Origin of the sequence: Acidisoma sp., assembly GCF_035492295.1 — a bacterium.
Taxonomy (GTDB): Bacteria; Pseudomonadota; Alphaproteobacteria; order Acetobacterales; family Acetobacteraceae; genus Acidisoma.
On the sequence record NZ_DATJJK010000184.1, the window covers coordinates 1 to 17,793 of the forward strand.

A 17,793-nucleotide genomic window follows, 5' to 3' on the forward strand; every position below is an offset into this window, starting at 1 on the left:
GCCTGCGCGGCAGCTGGCCCAAGAGTGCGGTTGCAGCGCGGGGGCGGATCGGCTATCGGCGCCGCACATGAATGCCATTTCGGGTTCTCAGACTTTGATCTCCGTCGAAGCCGACCAGGGCTTCGCCATCGATCTGCGCCATGGTCTCGGTTTCCGGGCCCGTAACGCGATGGCCGTGCAGGACGTGCTGCGCGGTCTCAGCCTCTGGCGCCTCGCCCTGATGCTGAGCTGGCTTGACATCCGGCTGCGCTATCGGGGCTCGGTGCTCGGTCCGCTCTGGCTCACGCTGTCGACTGCGGTGATGGTGGGGACGCTGGGTTTCGTCTACGCCTATCTCTTCAAGACGCCAATCCGCGACTACCTGCCCTTCCTCGCGCTGTCGCTGACACTGTGGAGCTTCCTCGCCGGCATCGTGAACGACGGGTCGACCGTCTTCACCCAGTCGGAGAGCATGATCCGCTCCATGCGGGTGCCCTTCTCGCTCTATATCTATCAGCTGCTGGCCCGCAACCTGCTGATCTTCGCCCATAATATCATCGTCATCGTGGTGGTCTTCGTGGCCTTCCAGACGCCGGTGACCTGGGCCGGTTTCGCCGCGATCCCGGCGCTCGCGCTGTGGATGGTGGATGGGGCAGCGGTCTGCCTCATGCTCGGCGCGCTCTGCGCCCGGTTCCGCGACATCCCGCCCATCGTCGGCAGCGTCATGCAGATCGCCTTCTACGTCTCGGGCGTGATGTTCAAGCCCGGCATGCTCGGCCAGCACAGCCGTTTCCTGCTCTACGATCCCTTCTACAGCATCCTCGAAGTGCTGCGCGCGCCGCTGCTCGGCCAACTGCCCTCGCGGGAGACCTATATCAGCGCGCTCGGCTTCTCCGCCGTGCTCTGCCTCCTCGGCTGGCTGCTCTTCATGCGCGTGCGCCACCGCATCGCCTTCTGGGTGTAAATGACCATGGCAGCGCGCATCGAGGTGCAGAACCTCCATATTCATTTTCCCGTCTATCACGGCCAGGCCCGCAGCCTGAAAAAGAGCCTGCTCGCCCGCGCCACCGGCCGCCGGCGCCTGCAGGAGAACGCTCAGCACCGGCTGGTGGTGCAGGCGTTGCAGGATGTCTGCTTCGACCTGCAGCCCGGCGAGCGGCTCGGCCTCGTCGGCCATAACGGGGCCGGCAAGACGACGCTGCTGCGGGCGCTCGCCGGCGTCTATGAGCCGGTCGCGGGCAGCGTGCGCATCCAGGGCACGCTCAATGCGCTGCTCGACCCCAACCAGGGCATGAATCCCGAACTCACCGGGCGGGAGAATGTCGCGCTGCGCGGCCGCTATCACCGCATGGGCCATGAGGCCGTGGAGGCCTTGCAGGAAGATGTGCGGAGCTTTGCCGAACTCGGCGATTTCTTCGACCTGCCGACGCGCATCTATAGCTCCGGCATGGTCATCCGCCTCGCCTTCGCCATGGCGACGGCGATCCGTCCCCAGGTGTTGCTGATGGACGAATGGTTCCTGGCGGGGGACGCCTCCTTTCGGGAGAAGGCGCGCGAGCGCCTGGAGACCATGGTGCGCGGTGCCGATATCCTCGTCCTCTCCACCCATATGAACGACATCGTCCGCTCCTGGTGCACCCGCGTCATCTGGCTCGAGGATGGGCGCGTGCGCGCCGACGGACCCACGGACGAGGTGATGGACGCCTTTTCCGGCGGGGCCGATGCCAGCGCCCTCTTCCCGGAAGCCGCTTTGGGCTGATCTGCCGTGGCGGCAGACGGCTCCGGCGTCTTTCCTCCGGCCTTTCCGGCCTCCGGCTCTTGCCCCCCGAGAAAATTCCGCTAAGCACAGCCCCATGCGCAACTTCCTGGATTTCGAGAAGCCTCTCGCCGAACTCGAGAACAAGATCGACGAGTTGAGGCGGATGCCCGGCCCCGAGGGCTTGAGCATCGCCGACGAGGTCGCGCGCCTGTCCGAGAAGGCCGACCGCCAGCTCCGCACCCTTTATGCCAAGCTCTCGCCTTGGCAGAAGACGCTGGTCGCCCGCCACCCGGATCGGCCCCGCGCGCTCTCCTATATCGCGGCGCTGATTGCCGAGTTCACGCCGCTCGGCGGCGACCGCGCCTTCGCCGAGGATGCGGCGATCGTCGGCGGCATCGGCCGTTTCCAAGGGCATCCGGTGATGGTGCTGGGGACCGAGAAGGGTACCGACACGGAAAGCCGCATCAAGCATAACTTCGGCAGCGCCCGGCCCGAGGGCTACCGCAAGGTGCACCGCCTCGTGGAACTGGCGGGGCATTTCAAACTGCCCATCTTGAGCTTCATTGACACGTCCGGCGCCTATCCTGGCGTGGATGCCGAGGCGCGCGGCCAGGCCGAGGCCATCGCGCGCGCCATTGAGGCGGGACTTGCCGCACCCGTGCCCTTCATCGCGACGGTGATCGGCGAGGGCGGCTCGGGCGGCGCCATCGCGCTTGGTGCCGCTGACCGTGTGCTGATGCTGGAGCATTCCATCTATTCCGTGATTTCGCCCGAGGGCTGCGCCTCGATTCTGTGGCGCGACGCCGCCGCCGCGCCGATGGCGGCCGAGGCGTTGAAACTCACGGCGGATGACCTGCGCCGCTTCGACCTCATCGACGCCGTGATCCCTGAGCCGCTGGGCGGCGCGCATCGCGCGCCGGAGGAGACGATGACGGCGGTGGGCGAGGCAATCGGCCATGCCCTGGCGCCGCTCCTCACCCAGACGCCGGAGGCGCTCAAGGCGCGCCGGCGGGAAAAGTTCCTCGCCATGGGGCGTGAGGGGCTCGCCTGAGGCCTGCGGCCCGAAGCTCTTGCCAGGAAATCCGGCCCGGGGGCGGCTTGGCGCCAGGGTTGCGGGTGGCGCCGCTTCATGGAAGGCTGCGGCGACGCGCGGTGGCGGATCGGGGGCGGGGAGCGTGACTGCATGACGATTGCCGCCGTTACCTGCGTCAGGGACGAGGCCGATATCATCGAGGAATGGCTCGCCCATCATCTCGCCCTCGGCATCGCGCGCATCCATATCTTCGACAATGGCAGCGAGGACGACACGCGCGCTCGTGTCGAGGCGATCGCGCGGCAGGAGCCTGGTGTCACCATTCAATCCTGGAACCCGCCTTCGGGGGAGCCGCAGAAGGCGGCTTTCGCGGCGGGTCTGGAACTCATGCGCACCGAAAATGTTGACTGGTGCGCCTTCATGGATGCGGATGAATTCATCGGCAATGGCCGTCGTGATGCGGCCGGAGCTACCGAGCGCTTCAGCGACTTTCTAATGCGGCACGAGAACCACTGCGCCATCGGCCTGAACTGGGCGATTTTCGGCAGTTCAGGCCATGAGACGCGTCCACTCGGCCTGATCCAGGAGAATTTCCTGCGCCGCGCCGAGAATAGTTTTGTCGTCAACCGGCATATCAAGTCCATCATCCGGCCGCACTTCACTAGAGGCGTACATCACGTTCACGGCTTTTTACTTGACGCGCCTTACGTCAATGCGGCGGGCGAGGAAATCCGCTGGCGGACGGAGGAATATGGCGGTGCCGTGCCACCTTTCGCCTATACCGAAAATGCTCCCTGCCTCGATGAATGGCGAATCAACCACTATTTCTGCCGCTGGCGGGGACGGTGGGAGGAGAAGATGCGCCTATCGCGACTGCGGGATGTCTTTTGGCGGTCGGAACAGGACTGGATCCATCACGACCGCAATGAGGTGTTCGATGACAGTGCGCGGCGATGGACCGGGACTGATCGCATGATCATGCAAGCATGGCGTGCAGAGTCACTTTCGGTCATATAATGCCATAGCCTGACGTTGATTCCGCCCAGATCAGAGCGTTGAGCACCCTATGGTTAAGCCAAAATCCTGCCTGCCGAACCCATTTGGCACCACACCGTTTCTGTTCGGCTGGGAAGGGGCCTTTCTGGGCAACTGTCTCAGCAGCTTGGCTAATATGGTTGTTTTCTCTCTGCGCAACGATATTCCTACCATCTACCCGAACATTGACGCCCATTGCGAAATCTTCGCGGATCCGGGCCGGTCCCGCTCTGTCCATGATCCCGAAAATCGTCTTGAGGCTGACAAGATTGCCACTCTCAAGACGCAGATCAACGGCTATTTCGAAGACTATTACCCAGGCTTTGACCGCCAAGTCGTAACGACTGACTTTGTCGAGTTGAGTGGATTCTCCCAGGCGACAGGTCTGTCGCTTTTTCTTCCCTACCATTACCTCATGCATATCCGGGACTGGTCTGACGATGAAATGGAGCGCCGCGCCGCAGCCTTCTGTCGGCTGGGCAATGGCCTGATTTTGCCTGGCGCTTTCTGGAATCAATATACCGACATGCGACAGGCTGCTCCCTATGGCGAGGCATTGCGCATTCATCTTGGCCAGTTACGTGAAGATCAATGTATTGAGCGTGCCCAACATATGCAGACACATGCGGGACACGTGAAGATCGGCATTCACATTCGTCAGAGCGATTCACGCAACTGGCACGGTGGTGCGTATTTTTACGAGATCGAGGATTACCGATCGATCATGCGGCACCTGCACCAGAGCCTGGCAGGTCGCGACCATGTTTTCTACATCTTCTCCGAAATGCAGTGGAGCGACGGAGATTTTGCGGGTTTACCGGCCTTCTACCGCCGGGCAGCCTTTCTCGACGATTTCGTGACCATGGGGCGTTGCGACTACGTGGTCGGCCCTCCCAGCACTTTCGCTACTTGGTCTTCCTTTCTCGGGGGGGCGAAGCGCATCATCATGACCAAGCCGCGCATCGCAGCATTGGCAGAGACAGTGAGCTTGATTGATTTCGGGGTCGATATTCCCTTCCCAACTGGCGGGTACCTGCCGGGTGACCCGGCCGGGCGACCGGTTTGATGGGACGTTTTCTAAAGCTGATGTCCGCGCATGGTCTTCCTGTGATGGCTGAAGAGGCAACCGGCCATATCACGAACGGGCGCATGGGCTTGCCCGGCAATGTGTCGGTTTTTGCCTATCACCCGGACGAGAATGCGCGGCAGCTTTATTTGACGGCATGTCTGCCGGAAGGTCGGGTGCCGGCATTGCGGCCGCAAGAGACGGTCGGCCAATTCGTGCCGGTCAACCTATCCAGAACCAGTTCGGACAGTTTCTGCCTATATTCGCCGCGCTCTAACCTTTTTGCCGTTGCGGCACGGCCTGGTCATGATGATGCGGCAGGTCATGTGCTTTTTTCGGTGAAAGAACCGAAAGGCTGGGAACGGTTCACGGCGGCTTTCTGCGATCAAGCGGTGGTTCCGAGATCGCTTGCCGAGGCCGCGCCTTTTCTGGAACGTTTCCATGCGCAGCCGAAGAGTCTGGCTGGGATTGCTGCATTGCTGGCGGAATTACCGGAAAACGCCCTTGGACGAGATATCCTCAACGCAGTTGGATTCGTTCTTCCAAATCAGCTGCTAACGGCGCTCGCCGAGGAATGCCAGCGTCAAGGGTGGATGAGGCAACGTTTTGCCGAACTCTATCCAGACGATCTCTCGGCGAGCCACGGGCTGCCCGGTCTGTGTGACTGGATTGAGCAACGGATGGAACAAGGCTCCCCAACCAAGGCTAGTCCATTTCGTGGCATTGCACTTCGCCACCTGATACCAACGTTCGGTCGGCGGGAGCAGTCGTCTGAGCACCGGCCTGACAAACCGGGAAATACTCCTCGGATCAAGAAGCTTGGCCCTGAATTCGACAAACTAGATGATGCCAATGGCAGCTTTGGTTCATTGCCTCATGCCTGTACTATGGCATTGCGGCAGATCACCCGTCCTCGGCAACGCGCTTGCGTGATCGCGACGGCTCGCAACGAGGGGCGAGCCATTGTCGAATGGGTTGCACACTACAAGGCCGTCGGATTCGATGAAATCTTTATCTATAGCAATGACAATGAGGACGGCTCAGATGCGTTGCTGCGGCGCCTTGCTCAGGCGGGTGAGATCGTCTGGACGGACAATGTCCTGAACCAGGGCCGACGACCGCAACCCAAAGCCTACGCCCATGCACTTCAGCTCGATCCGCACGTGCTCGACTACGAATGGTCCCTCGTCGTCGATCTCGACGAGTTTCTAGAGTTCGACTGGTCGATATTCGGCTCACTGGCAGATTATCTCGACTGGTGCGAGTGCCTGACTTTGGATGCCATATGCTTCAGTTGGCTGGTCATGGGATCCAATGGCGAAACGGTATGGCGAGATGCATCGATGCGGCAGCGCTTTCCCTTTCGCCGCAATCTCGCTAGCGCCGGGTGCCATGTCAGTCCCCTTGTGAAATCGTTCTTTCGCACCAATCGCTATGTTATGTCGACGCCCCATTCGCCAATTTCGTTTCTGGCTAAGCCTCGTGTTGTGGTGACGCCATCAGGTGAGCTATTTAGCTTCGATCCTGCGAGGGGCAGAGGACAGTCGCTGAACCCTACTATTCACATGGGTTGGATCGCGCATTATTTTTTCAAATCGAACGAAGAGTTCCTACGCAAATTCTCCCGCTCGCGTGGAGATGCGGCTCTGACGACCGACCTCACCTTTCCGTCTTTGACGAAGCACTTTTTGAACGCCTTTTTGGAAAGCACGGAGCGCGTGGCCGATATTCGCCCTCCAGGCCAGTTCGACCTCCGCCTTGAAGCAGAAGTGCAAAGGTTACGGGCATTGCCCGGTGTCGCTCAAGCAGAACGAGCGATTAGAGCGTGGTACGAACAGAGCCACGAGAGGATGGTCGAGGCCGCAATGTCCTCATCCGCGATTGCCGATGCAGGCGATGTTGGAAAGACCTTCATGCGGCCATTCTCAGGCTGAGAGTCTTCTTTCAGACGGCCGCTGTCGACTGTATTTTTGCAACATCCAGAAACCGCTTTGCCTCCTCGGGCCAAGCGGCGACGATCTCAGAGTTTCCATAGAGGGTCTTCAGCATAGCCAACTTCTCGGCGTAACGCTGCCTCAGTCGCTCATCGATCTCGGCGATGCGGGGCAGGCGCTTCAGGGCCTTAATCTCATCCACTTGGCCAGGGGCGCAGAGTGCCGCACGCCGGGTGATTTGCAAATCGGTCGCTTCATACTGCGTCATGAAGCTCTTCGCCCTGGCAGGGTCCATCGGTTTGATCTCGGTATTACTGGTGATGGCGTGGCCGCCCGGATTGCGGGCGTTCTTCCACAGCCATTCATCAGCTGATTTGTAGATGTAGTGATAGACCATCGCCGGACGCTCTATAACTGCATCGGCGAACTTGGGCGAATGGCCAAAGCCTCGCGCCCCTGTGTGCCAGGAGTGTTCCCGGCCCGCGCCATTAAATCGGGCGAGTGCGCTGCGTTCATCGGTAAAAGCAACATGCGCTTCGGAGTGGCAGACCCGGTTGGTTCGAGACATGGACTTGACCAGCCTGACCCCTTCTCCCATCTGGCGCTCGGTTAGAAGTCGCTGATTGCGATGAGAAAGCGGCAGGCCGCTGCGCAGCGGAATTTCCTCAGATTTGAGGAAGGCCCAGCTGATCGACACGCTCTCAGCTCCTCGATCGCTCTGCCAGTCACAGTAGTCTCCGATCGTCGGGAATGTCCCACGATCCAAAACGAAAAGCTCGTCCAGGTCGATGACCAGGGTCCACTCAAAGTCGAGAATATCAGGCATAAAGCCGAGCGCATGCCCATAGGCCTTGAATTGCGCATGGCCAGTTGTGCGATCCAAACGATTGTCGATCCAGGTAATGACACCCGCTTCAGCAAGTGCCCGGAGAAGATCGTCGGAACCGTCGTCGTTATCATTACTGTAAATGTAGAAGCCTTCAACGCCGAGGCAACGATGATAGGCAATCCACTCGAGAAGATAGATACCTTCGTTGCGAGCAGTTGCAAGCATCGCAATTTTCCGGCGTGGCTTGATCAGTCGCCGGGCCCGCAAATTACATCCATGCGCGAAGGAGCTATATCCCCCCGTCAGCCCGACGCGGCCGAGGTCGTCCAGCTCGGGGCCGATGTTTCTCACCGTCGAACCGGTCGGCTCGGCGACAGGCGCGGAATCCGCTCGCGCCAACGATGTGCCCCCGCTCTTTCGTTGCCATGCGGCAAGAGCAGGGAGAGCATCGCGTGCCCAAACATCCGTCGGGAAGGCATGCGCGATCATGGCCGAGAGTGCATCGTCCGTCAGTGCAGCCTCGGCTATGGCGTCGATTAGGGCCGTCGAAAGAATGGGCAGCAGAGCGTTTAACAGGTCACCGGCATCTGGCTCTCCGGCAAGGAGCGCCTTAAGCCGTGCGGCGGTCAGCGGCGCACTCAGGACCTGCTCCCATCGTTCAGCTGCTTGCGTGGCGCGTGAGAAGTCGACACGCCTGTCCGCCATTATGGGCTCAAAGAATTCCCAGGAGCGAGCGTGTTCGGCGCTGTTGACCAGGGGCGCGTCAGCGACCGGCGTCGCCGTCAGAAATCGCCCAGAGAAGGGATGCATCATTGCCAGTCGATGCTCTCCGACACCCCGGAACAGCATCGTCGTTGTCTTGACCCGGTTTTGTGGTAGCACCGAAAAGGGTAGAGACTTTTCGTCCGCGGCGATCAGAACGATAAGATCAGGTCGGGCAGTCGACCGCCAAGCAAGAAGTAAAGCGTGCTCTTCTGGATTCGGCTGTTGAGATGCGCAGAGGATACCGTCGCGTCGACCGACACATAAAATACTGCGATGAGCCGACAGCAGGTGGGTAAATCGTATCATACAGACGATACTGGGCGGGAAGGCTACGCCCGATCAAGCTCTTGCGGGATGATATTGTCGCCTCACTCCTTCCCATACCGGATAAGCACCGTGCCGTCCTCTACCGCCGGCACGCGGTGCGCGGCGAAGGTCGCGTCCGCTCCCGGTTGCTGGGCGAGCCAGCCCTCGTAGAGACCTTCGACGACGCCCCCGAGCCAAGTGCCCGGCGGATCGCCGCGGCCGCCGATGCGCGGCAGATCCTCATGCGTCAGATACAGGCAGGCGTCCGCGGCCGAGAAGGCGATGCGTACCCGGCCCCAGCCGAAATTGCTTAAGACCTCGTTCATCTCGAGGGTGAGGCCGGCAGTCGAACTCTGCGCCGTCAGCGGATGCTGAATGGCGAGCTGACGGCCGACGCCATGTAGCAGCGCATCCCGCCCGGAGGCGCCGGCGATGGCGTCCAACTCCTCCGCGAGCGCCCGCAGCAATGGGCGCCAGTCCGGCGCAATGCGCGGGGCCCTGAGCTCAGGCTGGCCCCTGCGCGTCGCTTCCGTCGCGCGCGCGGCCGGCATCTCGTCCAAGGCGCTCATCCCTGCCTCCGCAAGGCCTGAGCCCGGCCGCGCGGGGCGCGCGGCGGGGAGAGGGCGGCAAGGGCGAGGGCGATCACGGCGGGTTTCCTCATTCCGAATCAGCAAAAGTATAGCGGGCGAAGGCCATCAGGTCGGCCTGGTTCCAGTTGGCGGTCTTCTGGTAGCCGGCAGAGCCGCCGACCACGAGCATCGGCGAGAGGTGATATTCGAAACTGCCGTTCAACCCGCCCACGATGCCGGATTGGTTCTGGCTCGCATAGCTCGTCTGAACATTCTCGTTCTGCGAGGCATAGTAGGTGGAGATGACGCCGAGCTGGCTTTGCAGCGCGGCGTCGGTGGGGAAGACCTGGCCGCCATCGGCGTTGAAGGTCTGCACGCCGACGGCGCCGCCCAGCGTGTAGGTGAGACTGCCGCGCGTCGCACTCCATGTCACCGGAATGGTGGCGGCGACATAGGTCTGCGGGCTGAAATAGCCGCCATAGCCAAGGGTGAAATGATCCTCGTTTTTCGCGTAGCCGAAATAAACGAGGTTGAGGCCGACGCGCACTTCGTCGGCCGGGGTCTTGTAGACCGGATAGCTGCCGCCGGCGCCGAGTTCGAGCTCGGTATTGCTCATCACGTTCTCGCCCTGCAGCCAGTCATAGCCGCCGCCGGCGTAGAAATTGGCGAGGCCGGGATTGAATTCCAGCTGGCCATGGACGCGCGTGCGGGTAACGCCGCCCCAGGTGGTGCCGGTGCCGGGATCGGTGGTGCCGGCATAGGCGAGGAGGCTGTCGGTCACAGCGCGGCGCTCGCCCGTCAGGCGGAAGGTCAGCTGATCGGTGAGTTGCGGCGCGATCTCGATCCCGCCCACGAAATTGGTGATCTTGAAGCCGAGCGGCGTGCTGCCGGCATCGAGGCTCAGCCACTTCTCCTTGTAGGCGAGGTCGAGGCCCACGCCGGTTGCGGTCTGTGTGCCCGGGTCGGCCACAGTGACGCCACCGAAGGTTTTCAGCGTTTGGTTGAAGACGGCGCTGCCGAACTGCTCCTGATCGTAGATCCCGGTGCCGAGCGTGCCGGCGTCGAGATAGGTCGGTGTCGCCGTCAGCGTGATGCGGCCGACACCGGCGGGGGAGAAGCTTGCCTCGATCGGCACGCCGAAATTCGCGAGCTGGCTGGTTCCGGCGTCACCGGAGCGGAATTCAAGCGCGGTCGAACCGGCGACATAGGGTGCGATCGCGGTCTTGATCGTCTCGATGCGCGTGTTGAGGTCGGCGATCATCGGGTCGGTCGCTGCAGCGTCCGGAGCCGTGCCGGCGGCGGCGAGGCTGCTGCCGGCGAGCGAATTGTCGGTGACGAGACCGGAACCGGCGAGCACGCCGCTCGCCGTGCTCGTCGTGGCGGCACTGTCCGGCGCATTGCGGAAGGGGTTGACCGGACCGGGGCTGACGGTGGCGGCCGCTCCATTGGCGGCCACCTGGAAGCTGGGATTGGCGCCCCCCGGCACGGCGGCATAGCCCAGCTGCTGCTGGCGCAGCGCGCGCGCCTGCCGCAGGTCGTGCAGTGCATCGGCCTGCAGGCCGCGTGCCTGGGCGATATTGGCCGCCAGGATCCAGTTCTGCGGATCGTTCGGGTTCTGCGTCATGTTCTCGGTGACCAGGCGCGAGGCGAGGCCGTAATTGCCAAGCTGGATCGCGGCCGCGACCGCACCCTGACGGGCCCCGACATTGGTCGGGTCGTTGGCAAGGATGCGCTGGTTGATCTCCAGCGCCTTCTGCGGCTGGTCGGCGGTCTGATAGAGCCGGGCGAGGGCGGTATTGAGCGCGGGATCGGTCGGGCTGCGCGCCAGCGCCGGTGCCAACTGGTCATAGGCATCGGCCGTGCGGCCGGCGGTGTTGAGCGCGTCCGAGCTGCGCACCGCGATGCCGTTCTGCAACCCGTTCAGGGCGGTCTGCTGATCGGCCGTCAGCGAACCCGGCGGGATGGCGGCGAGCATGGCACTGGCCCCCGGCGTATCGCCGGCGGCAAGCAGGCCCTGGGCCCAGTTGAGCCGGGCCGCCCCGCCCGCATTCGGCGTCATGGCGGCAGCCGCGCTGATCGCGGCCTGGGCATCCGCCGGATCCGACAGTGCGGCGAAGGCTTTGGCGACGGCGAGGCCGCGCGCCCCTGTCGGGTCGCGCTGGCTGGCGAGCGCCATCAGTTGCTGCCGCGCACTCATCGGGTTGCTGGACGCGAGGGCGACGGCGGCGGTGATCTGACCCTGGATCGCAGCTTGGTCGAGTAGCGCCTGCATCTCAGGCGTGCGGCTTCGGCGCGGCACGTGCTGGATGAGGGCCATCGCCTCGGCGCTGTTGTTGGTCTCCTGCGCGAAAATGATGCCGGCCTGCACTGCCGCGGCGCTGGGGCGGGGAACGTCCGTGACAGCGGACATGACCCCCTGCGCATCTGCGGGCTGGCCGTTGGCGACGAGGGCGCGGGCGAGGTCGAGCCGGAGCCAGGGATCGTTGGGTGCGGCGTCCACCGCCGAACGGTAAAGCGCGATGCGTCCGGCGGCATCCGGCATGCCCTTCGCCTGCTGGGCGAGGAGCTGGGCGCGGGCCTGATCGGAGAGGCTGCCGCCGCTCGCCTGCACTTCGGCGAGAAGCTGGTTCGCCTCCGGCTGATTGCCTTCCCGCGAAAGCACGCCGGCCAGCGCGAGCTTGATGCCGGCATTGTTCGGCTGGGAGCGGAGCAGCTTGCGGTAGAGGGCTTCCGCCTGGGGCAGGTCGCCGCGTCGGCTCGCGGACTGGGCCGCGGCGAAGGAGCCGCCGAGCTGGGCACCGGCCAGCGCCTGGCGCAGGCCCGGGGCCTGCTTCGGGTCGAGGGCGATGGCACGGTTGATGAGCGTCGTCGCTTCCGCCGTGCGACCTTCCTTGAGGAGCACGAGGCCAAGGCCGCCGGTCGCCCCGGCATCCTTGGGATTGGCGGCGAGTGCCTTCTGGAACAGCGCCTGCGCCTGGGTGAGGTCGCCCCGGTGGAAGGCGTCATAGGCTTCGCTGGATTCCTGCGCTCCCGGGGCCTGGTTGGGCGGGTTGAGCGCATTCGCCATCAGCGTCTTGACCGTCGGATCGTCAGGATAGCGCGCCTGATAGGCTTTGATGGCGCTGATCGCACTCTGGTCGGCGGGCAGCCAGCCCAGCGCCTGGTGCCAGCTTTCCTGCGCGCGGGCGCTGATCGAGGGAATGCGGGTGAGGGCGGCCAGCCGGTCGATGCCCTGCATCCGGGTATCGCTGCGATAGGTCAGCGCCTGGGCATAGGCAAGCTGAGCTTGCAGATTGTTCGGGTTCTGCCGTGCGGTATCAGCGAGACCCTGGAGAGAGGTGGCGTAGCCGCCGGGCGTGGCCCCCAGTGTCTGGTAGTATTCGACGGCAAGGCTGTCGGGCGGCGTGCTGCCGCCGAAGAGAGCGCGATAGGCATCCGCCGCCTGCTGCGCCTGGCCCTGCTGCGCAAGCTGCCGTGCATTGGCCAGCGCATCCGGGCTGATGGCGCCGATCTTGATGGCCTGCTGGACGTCGCGGATTTCGGGCGCGTTCGGACTGGTTTTCTGCAGCACCGCCAGGGTCTGCTGCGCCTCGGTGGATTTCCCCGAGCCTGCCTGCACTTCAGCAATGATGGCGAGCGCCGCGGCGTTGTTGGGTGAGAGTTTGAGCGCGCGGGTCGCCGCCGTCATGGCGCGGGTCGGGTCATTTTGCTCGCGCCAGTAGCGGGCCTGGCGCAGCAGCACGTCGAGGGCGCTTCCGCTGCCATTGGCCGAGGGTGGCGGTGCCGGGGTCGCGGCGGCGGTCGCCGCGGCCTGAACGGCGGCGGCGGCCGGGGCCGGGGTGGCAGAGGCAGGTGCTGCCGGCGCCTGCAGCGGCGTCGGCGTGCCTGCCGCCTGTTGTGCGAGGGCCGCGCCCGGTGCCATGGCGGCAAGCGCGATCAGCGACGCACCGGCGCGGGCATGACGCCTCATCATTGCTTCTCTCCGAGAGCCTTGAGCCGTACCTGCGCCCGGCGCCGTAGGATGGCATGAACCGCGAAGGTCAGCAGCACGCAGCCGATGATCATGACGACGACGATGGTGAAGGGCTGATCGCGCAGCCAGTAGCTCGGCCACATCCAGAAGGGGATCCAGCCAACCGTATAGGTCGGGCCGACCCGGAAGGAGGTGACCTGGCCGCCTGAGACGATGCTGAGATCGCCCTGCAGCAGGGGGTTCATGGTGGGGTCGGTTACCGCCGTCATGATGTTGTCGAGGCCCTGCGGCGTTCCGGCGAGCAGCGCCACGACCGTATGCTGGCCACCCCAGGGGGAGGCGCCGCTCGCGACGATGGCGGTATTCTCGTTGACAGCGGCGGAGAGGGTGGCCGCGGCGCGCCGCTGGTCGGTGCGGTGGCCGTTGCCGAAGATCTGGAAGACGTTGCCCAGTGCGTCGTCACCCACTTTCACGGTCATCTGACCGTTGCCGAGGGAAATCGGCATGTCCTGCATGATGTCCGTCAGGCTGCCGAGATGGGCGACGGTGCCCATGACGAGAATATTGCGCGTCTTGATCGACGGCTCCTCCTCCGGCCGGGCGACCGAGAGGTTGAGCACGGGATAGCCGGTCCAGTAGCCGAAGCGTCCCATGAGGCGAAGATAGGCGCTGATTTCCCCGCTTGCCGGCGTATCGGGCAGCACGACCGCGGTATCAGAAAGATCGGCCATGCGGGTGAAGGGGAAACCCGAACTGACGAAATAGGCGAGGTTCGGCATTTCGGCGAAATGATAGGCACGGCCGAAGCTGATCGTGGAATTGGGGTCGATGCCGAGGGTCGGATCGGACGGGGTGGCGACGCAGGCGCCGCGGTTCAGTGGGCGAGTGTCAAAGAAGAACTGCAGCGCGTTGGCACCGAAGACGTTGTAGGGCGGGATATAGGCCGTGTGGAACGGACCGGTCGCGCCGAAGACGGGCAGCCAGTTGCGCCACCAGGCGTTCTTCTCCGCGTTCGCGAGCGGGATCGACTGCAGGTAGATGCCGTTGATGCCGATGTCGAGACGGGAGACGGCGAGGTTCTCGATCGGTCCCGGCGGCGCGCGGAAAGCGACATGCAGGGGGAAGCCGCGGTCGCGCCAGGTGAAGAGATCAGGCGGCGCGCGGAAGGAGACCTGAACCAGCGTATCGTAGCCCGAGCCGTCCAGATTGCGGACGTCGGTCAGCGCGCCAAGGCGGACGGGGCGGGTGGTGGAGATCCAGGCCGGCGCATCATAGGGCTTGCGCGGGGGCACCTCGGGCGGTGTCACCTGCAGGTTGCTGCCGCCCATAGTGCGGTAACCGAGGGCGAGCGCGGTCGCGGCCTGGACCGCCTCCTGCCCGTCGCGCCCGTAGATGACGAGCAGCGTGCCCAGGGCGTCGGAGGGGTTCGGGACCAGGGCCACGCCCGGTCCGTTGATCGCCGGCAGACCCGGGATGCTGCTGCTGTTGCCGGTAACGATCATGACCGCATTGCCCGTCGGCGGCGTGGATGAGACGGGGAAGCTGGCACCCCGGAAATCGGCGAGTTGGCCGAACCACGAGGCGACGATGCCGGCAGCGTGCAGGGTGTCGTCATCGGCCTGGGCTGGAACGACGAAGGGCAGCAGCAGCGGCCGGTTGTCATGCTGGTCCAGGAAGGGCAGCGGCAGCTGCGCGAGGTCGCGCTGCGGCGGCAGGTGCTGCACCGTCATGGTGATCGTTGAGCTGTTATAGACGGTACCCCAGATGAGGCCGCTCAGCAGATCGTTGCACTGGGTCGTATAGGCGCCTGTCAGGCGGAAGTTCAGGGCATTCGCGCTCTGGAAGAAGACCGGGTTGATCGGCATCGAGACGGTGAAATTCGACTGATGTGCGGTCACCGGAATGGTGCCGACATACTGGTCGTTCAGCGTCACCGTGATGTTGCTGAGATCGGGCAGCAGCGCGGGCGAGATGGCGCCCGTAAGGTGCAGCGTCGCGTTGGTCACGACTTCGTCCGAGCGCACGCCGAAATGGACGCCTTGGAGCGAGCTCGTGCCGCGCAGCGCGAGCTGGCTGGTAGCCCCGAGTTCCTTGAGCGAAAGGGTCACGTTCTCGACCGAAGTGGCAGACGCGGCATCGCCGGCGGAGGCTTGGACCGGGGTTTGAACCGGGGTCTGGGCCGCCGGGGCGGTCGCGGCCGCAGCGGCATTCGCCGCATTGCCAGCAGCGTTCGGGGTGGCGGGGCTGGGCACCTCGATATTGGGCAGCGGCACCGAGCCCGCCGCATTCGACTGGGGAATCGGCCGCACCGTTGTCTGCGCATGGGCGAGGAAGGGTGTCGCCAGCACGAGGAAGAAGACGAGGGCCGCGGTCCGGCCTGTACTGCCCTGGCCCTGATCCATGCCTACGTTGGTGCGGGCGAGGGAGGAGCGGATGGTCTCCTCGATCTGCGCCTGCTCCGCCAAATTCGGTCGCACGTCGTTGCTCGGTCGGCGGAAGAGGCCGCCGATCGACTGCAGCACGCGCCAGAGGCTGACGAGCGGCTGGTCCTTGGGGAAGTCGGTCCAGTCCACCCAGGCATCCGCGCGGCCGAACACGCTCTGGATGATGGCTGCCTCGTCATCCAGCGTCTTCGGCTCGAAGTTCAACAGCATTTCTTTTTCGTTCCAGCGGAGATAGCGGGAGGGGATCAGCGCGGAGCCGCTGGGCAGCGGAATTTCGAGCAGGACCTCGGAGTCGTCCGGCATGTCCTCCGGTCGGTCGATCAGCGTGCGCGCGCCGCTCTGCGAGAGGTTCTGCACCCGGCCGGTGAGCACGCGGCCGTCGGCGAGATGAACGATGGCAGGCAGATCGACGCGCACGCGGGCGCGGCCGCGCAGCTGTTGCCTTTCGCGGCCGACGGCCAGCGCGGCGAGCAGAATGAGCAGGCTGATGGTGGCCCAGATGGTGTTGAGCAGCAGCGCCTGGAATTCCAGTGTCGTCGTCTTCCAGAAGATCATGCTGAAGACGCCGCGCAGGATGCCGAGTATGATGAAGGCCGAGCAGATGAGGTTCGGGTAGACCGCGCGCAGGTCGAAGAATCCGCGCGAGAGCGTGCCACCTTTCTCCGTCACGTTGAACTTGCCCCGGCGGGGGCTCATCATGGTCACGATCGTCACGCGCACGAGGAAGAGGGCGAGCACGGTCTCGTAGATCTCGCTCCAGAAGGAGTGGCGCCAGTTCCGCTGGATGCGGGATGCGGTCGCGACCGAGTGGAAGATGTGCGGTATCGCATAGGCCGCGATCGCGAAGGGCGACGCCGCGATCATGTTCTGGAACAGGAGCAGATAGGCGAGCGGCGAGATAAGGAAGATGAGGCGCGGGATGCCAAAGAAGAAATGCACCATCGCGTTGAGGTAGCAAAGCCGCTGGCCGATCTGCAGGCCGGGCCCCATCAGCGGATTGTCGAGCCGGAAGATCTGCATCATGCCGCGCGCCCAGCGGATGCGCTGGCCGATATGCAGGATGAGCCGCTCGGTCGCGAGGCCGGCGGCGAGCGGGATCTTCAGATAGCCCGAGTTCCAGCCGCGGCGGTGCAGCTTCAGCATGGTATGCGCGTCTTCGGTCACGGTCTCGGTCGCGAAGCCGCCGATGCTCTCGAGGGCGGCACGGCGGATCACGGCGCAGGAGCCGCAGAAGAAGGTCGCGTCCCAGTAGTCGTTGCCATCCTGCAGCAGGCCGTAAAACAGGTTGCCTTCGGGCGGGACGCGCATGCCGGCGGCGAGATTCCGCTGGAAGGGATCGGGCGAATAGAAATGGTGCGGCGTCTGCACCATGGCGAGGTTCTTTTCCCGCACCAGCCAGCCGACCGTCAGCTGGAGGAAGGCGCGTACGGGAATATGGTCGCAATCGAAGATGGTGATGAACTCACCCTTCGTGACGGTCATCGCGTGGTTGAGGTTGCCGGCCTTGGCGTGATGGTTGTTGGGCCGGATGAGATAGCCGACGCCGGCTTCGGCGGCGAAGCGGCGGAACTCGTCGCGCTTGCCGTCGTCGAGGATGTAGACGCGGAACTTGTCCACCGGATAGTCGAGGGCGCGGCAGGCGAGCACAGTCGCGCGAACAACGTCCATGGATTCGTTGTAGGTCGGAATATAGACGTCGACCGTCGGCCATTCTTCGGGCGCTTCCGGCAGGGGCACCGGCTTGCGGCTGAGCGGCCAGGCTGTCTGGATATAGCCGAGCACAAGCACGACGACCGCGTAGAGTTCCGCCATCACGAGCAGCGAGCCGAGAACGAGCTGCACCGTCGTCTGGAATGTCAGCGTCTCGGTTGCGCGCCAGTAGATGTAGCGGGAGGACATCGCAAGCGAGAGAATGGAGAGGAAGAGGGTGACGCGCCGGTCGTCAAAACGATTTGCAATCAGGAACAGAACAGCTGTGGAGATGCCGACGGCAGCCTGCTGGCCGACCGTGAGGGGAACCGTCGCGATGGACGCGAGCATCGCGACGCCCACGAAGAGGCAGATGAGCGCGCCCACCCTGTTGCTGAGAACCTCCCTCATT

General features: G+C 64.1%; 10 protein-coding genes. 6 read left to right on the forward strand and 4 right to left on the reverse strand.

What is annotated here, in order from left to right; translation table 11 throughout:
- The 6 genes from VL752_RS13525 to VL752_RS13550 all read left to right on the forward strand — a co-directional run.
- Window positions 1-943, forward strand: a 943-nt coding sequence (locus tag VL752_RS13525) for an ABC transporter permease (RefSeq protein ID WP_325356092.1), incomplete at its 5' end; no start/stop codon positions are given.
- 6 nt (window positions 944-949) lie between these two features.
- Window positions 950-1,738, forward strand: a complete 789-nt coding sequence (locus VL752_RS13530; RefSeq protein WP_325356094.1) for an ABC transporter ATP-binding protein — start codon at window positions 950-952, stop codon at window positions 1,736-1,738.
- Between the two features lie 94 nt (window positions 1,739-1,832).
- Window positions 1,833-2,789, forward strand: coding sequence for an acetyl-CoA carboxylase carboxyltransferase subunit alpha (locus VL752_RS13535; RefSeq protein ID WP_325356096.1), 957 nt, complete (start codon window positions 1,833-1,835; stop codon window positions 2,787-2,789).
- A gap of 132 nt (window positions 2,790-2,921) precedes the next feature.
- Window positions 2,922-3,788: a glycosyltransferase family 2 protein gene (locus VL752_RS13540; RefSeq protein ID WP_325356098.1), complete on the forward strand. Its 867-nt coding sequence runs from the start codon at window positions 2,922-2,924 to the stop codon at window positions 3,786-3,788.
- Between the two features lie 49 nt (window positions 3,789-3,837).
- Window positions 3,838-4,872 (forward strand): hypothetical protein, encoded by a 1,035-nt coding sequence (locus tag VL752_RS13545; RefSeq protein WP_325356100.1) that lies wholly within the window; start codon window positions 3,838-3,840, stop codon window positions 4,870-4,872.
- Window positions 4,872-6,806 (forward strand): glycosyltransferase family 2 protein, encoded by a 1,935-nt coding sequence (locus VL752_RS13550; protein ID WP_325356102.1) that lies wholly within the window; start codon window positions 4,872-4,874, stop codon window positions 6,804-6,806. Before VL752_RS13545 ends, VL752_RS13550 begins: the two co-directional genes overlap by 1 nt.
- 10 nt (window positions 6,807-6,816) lie before the next feature.
- Here VL752_RS13550 and VL752_RS13555 read toward each other — a convergent pair whose 3' ends face one another.
- The 4 genes from VL752_RS13555 to bcsA all read right to left on the reverse strand — a co-directional run bounded on the left by VL752_RS13555 (window position 6,817) and on the right by bcsA (window position 17,792).
- Window positions 6,817-8,706 (reverse strand): glycosyltransferase family 2 protein, encoded by a 1,890-nt coding sequence (locus VL752_RS13555; protein ID WP_325356104.1) that lies wholly within the window; start codon window positions 8,704-8,706, stop codon window positions 6,817-6,819.
- Between the two features lie 62 nt (window positions 8,707-8,768).
- Window positions 8,769-9,275, reverse strand: a complete 507-nt coding sequence (bcsD, locus tag VL752_RS13560) for a cellulose biosynthesis protein BcsD (protein WP_325356106.1) — start codon at window positions 9,273-9,275, stop codon at window positions 8,769-8,771.
- 88 nt (window positions 9,276-9,363) lie between these two features.
- Entirely contained in the window at window positions 9,364-13,248 is a 3,885-nt protein-coding gene (locus VL752_RS13565; protein ID WP_325356108.1) for a cellulose synthase subunit BcsC-related outer membrane protein, read from the reverse strand.
- Window positions 13,245-17,792 (reverse strand): UDP-forming cellulose synthase catalytic subunit, encoded by a 4,548-nt coding sequence (gene bcsA, locus VL752_RS13570; RefSeq protein WP_325356110.1) that lies wholly within the window; start codon window positions 17,790-17,792, stop codon window positions 13,245-13,247. The genes VL752_RS13565 and bcsA overlap by 4 nt, the downstream gene beginning before the upstream one ends.
- Between the last annotated feature and the right edge of the window lies 1 nt (window position 17,793).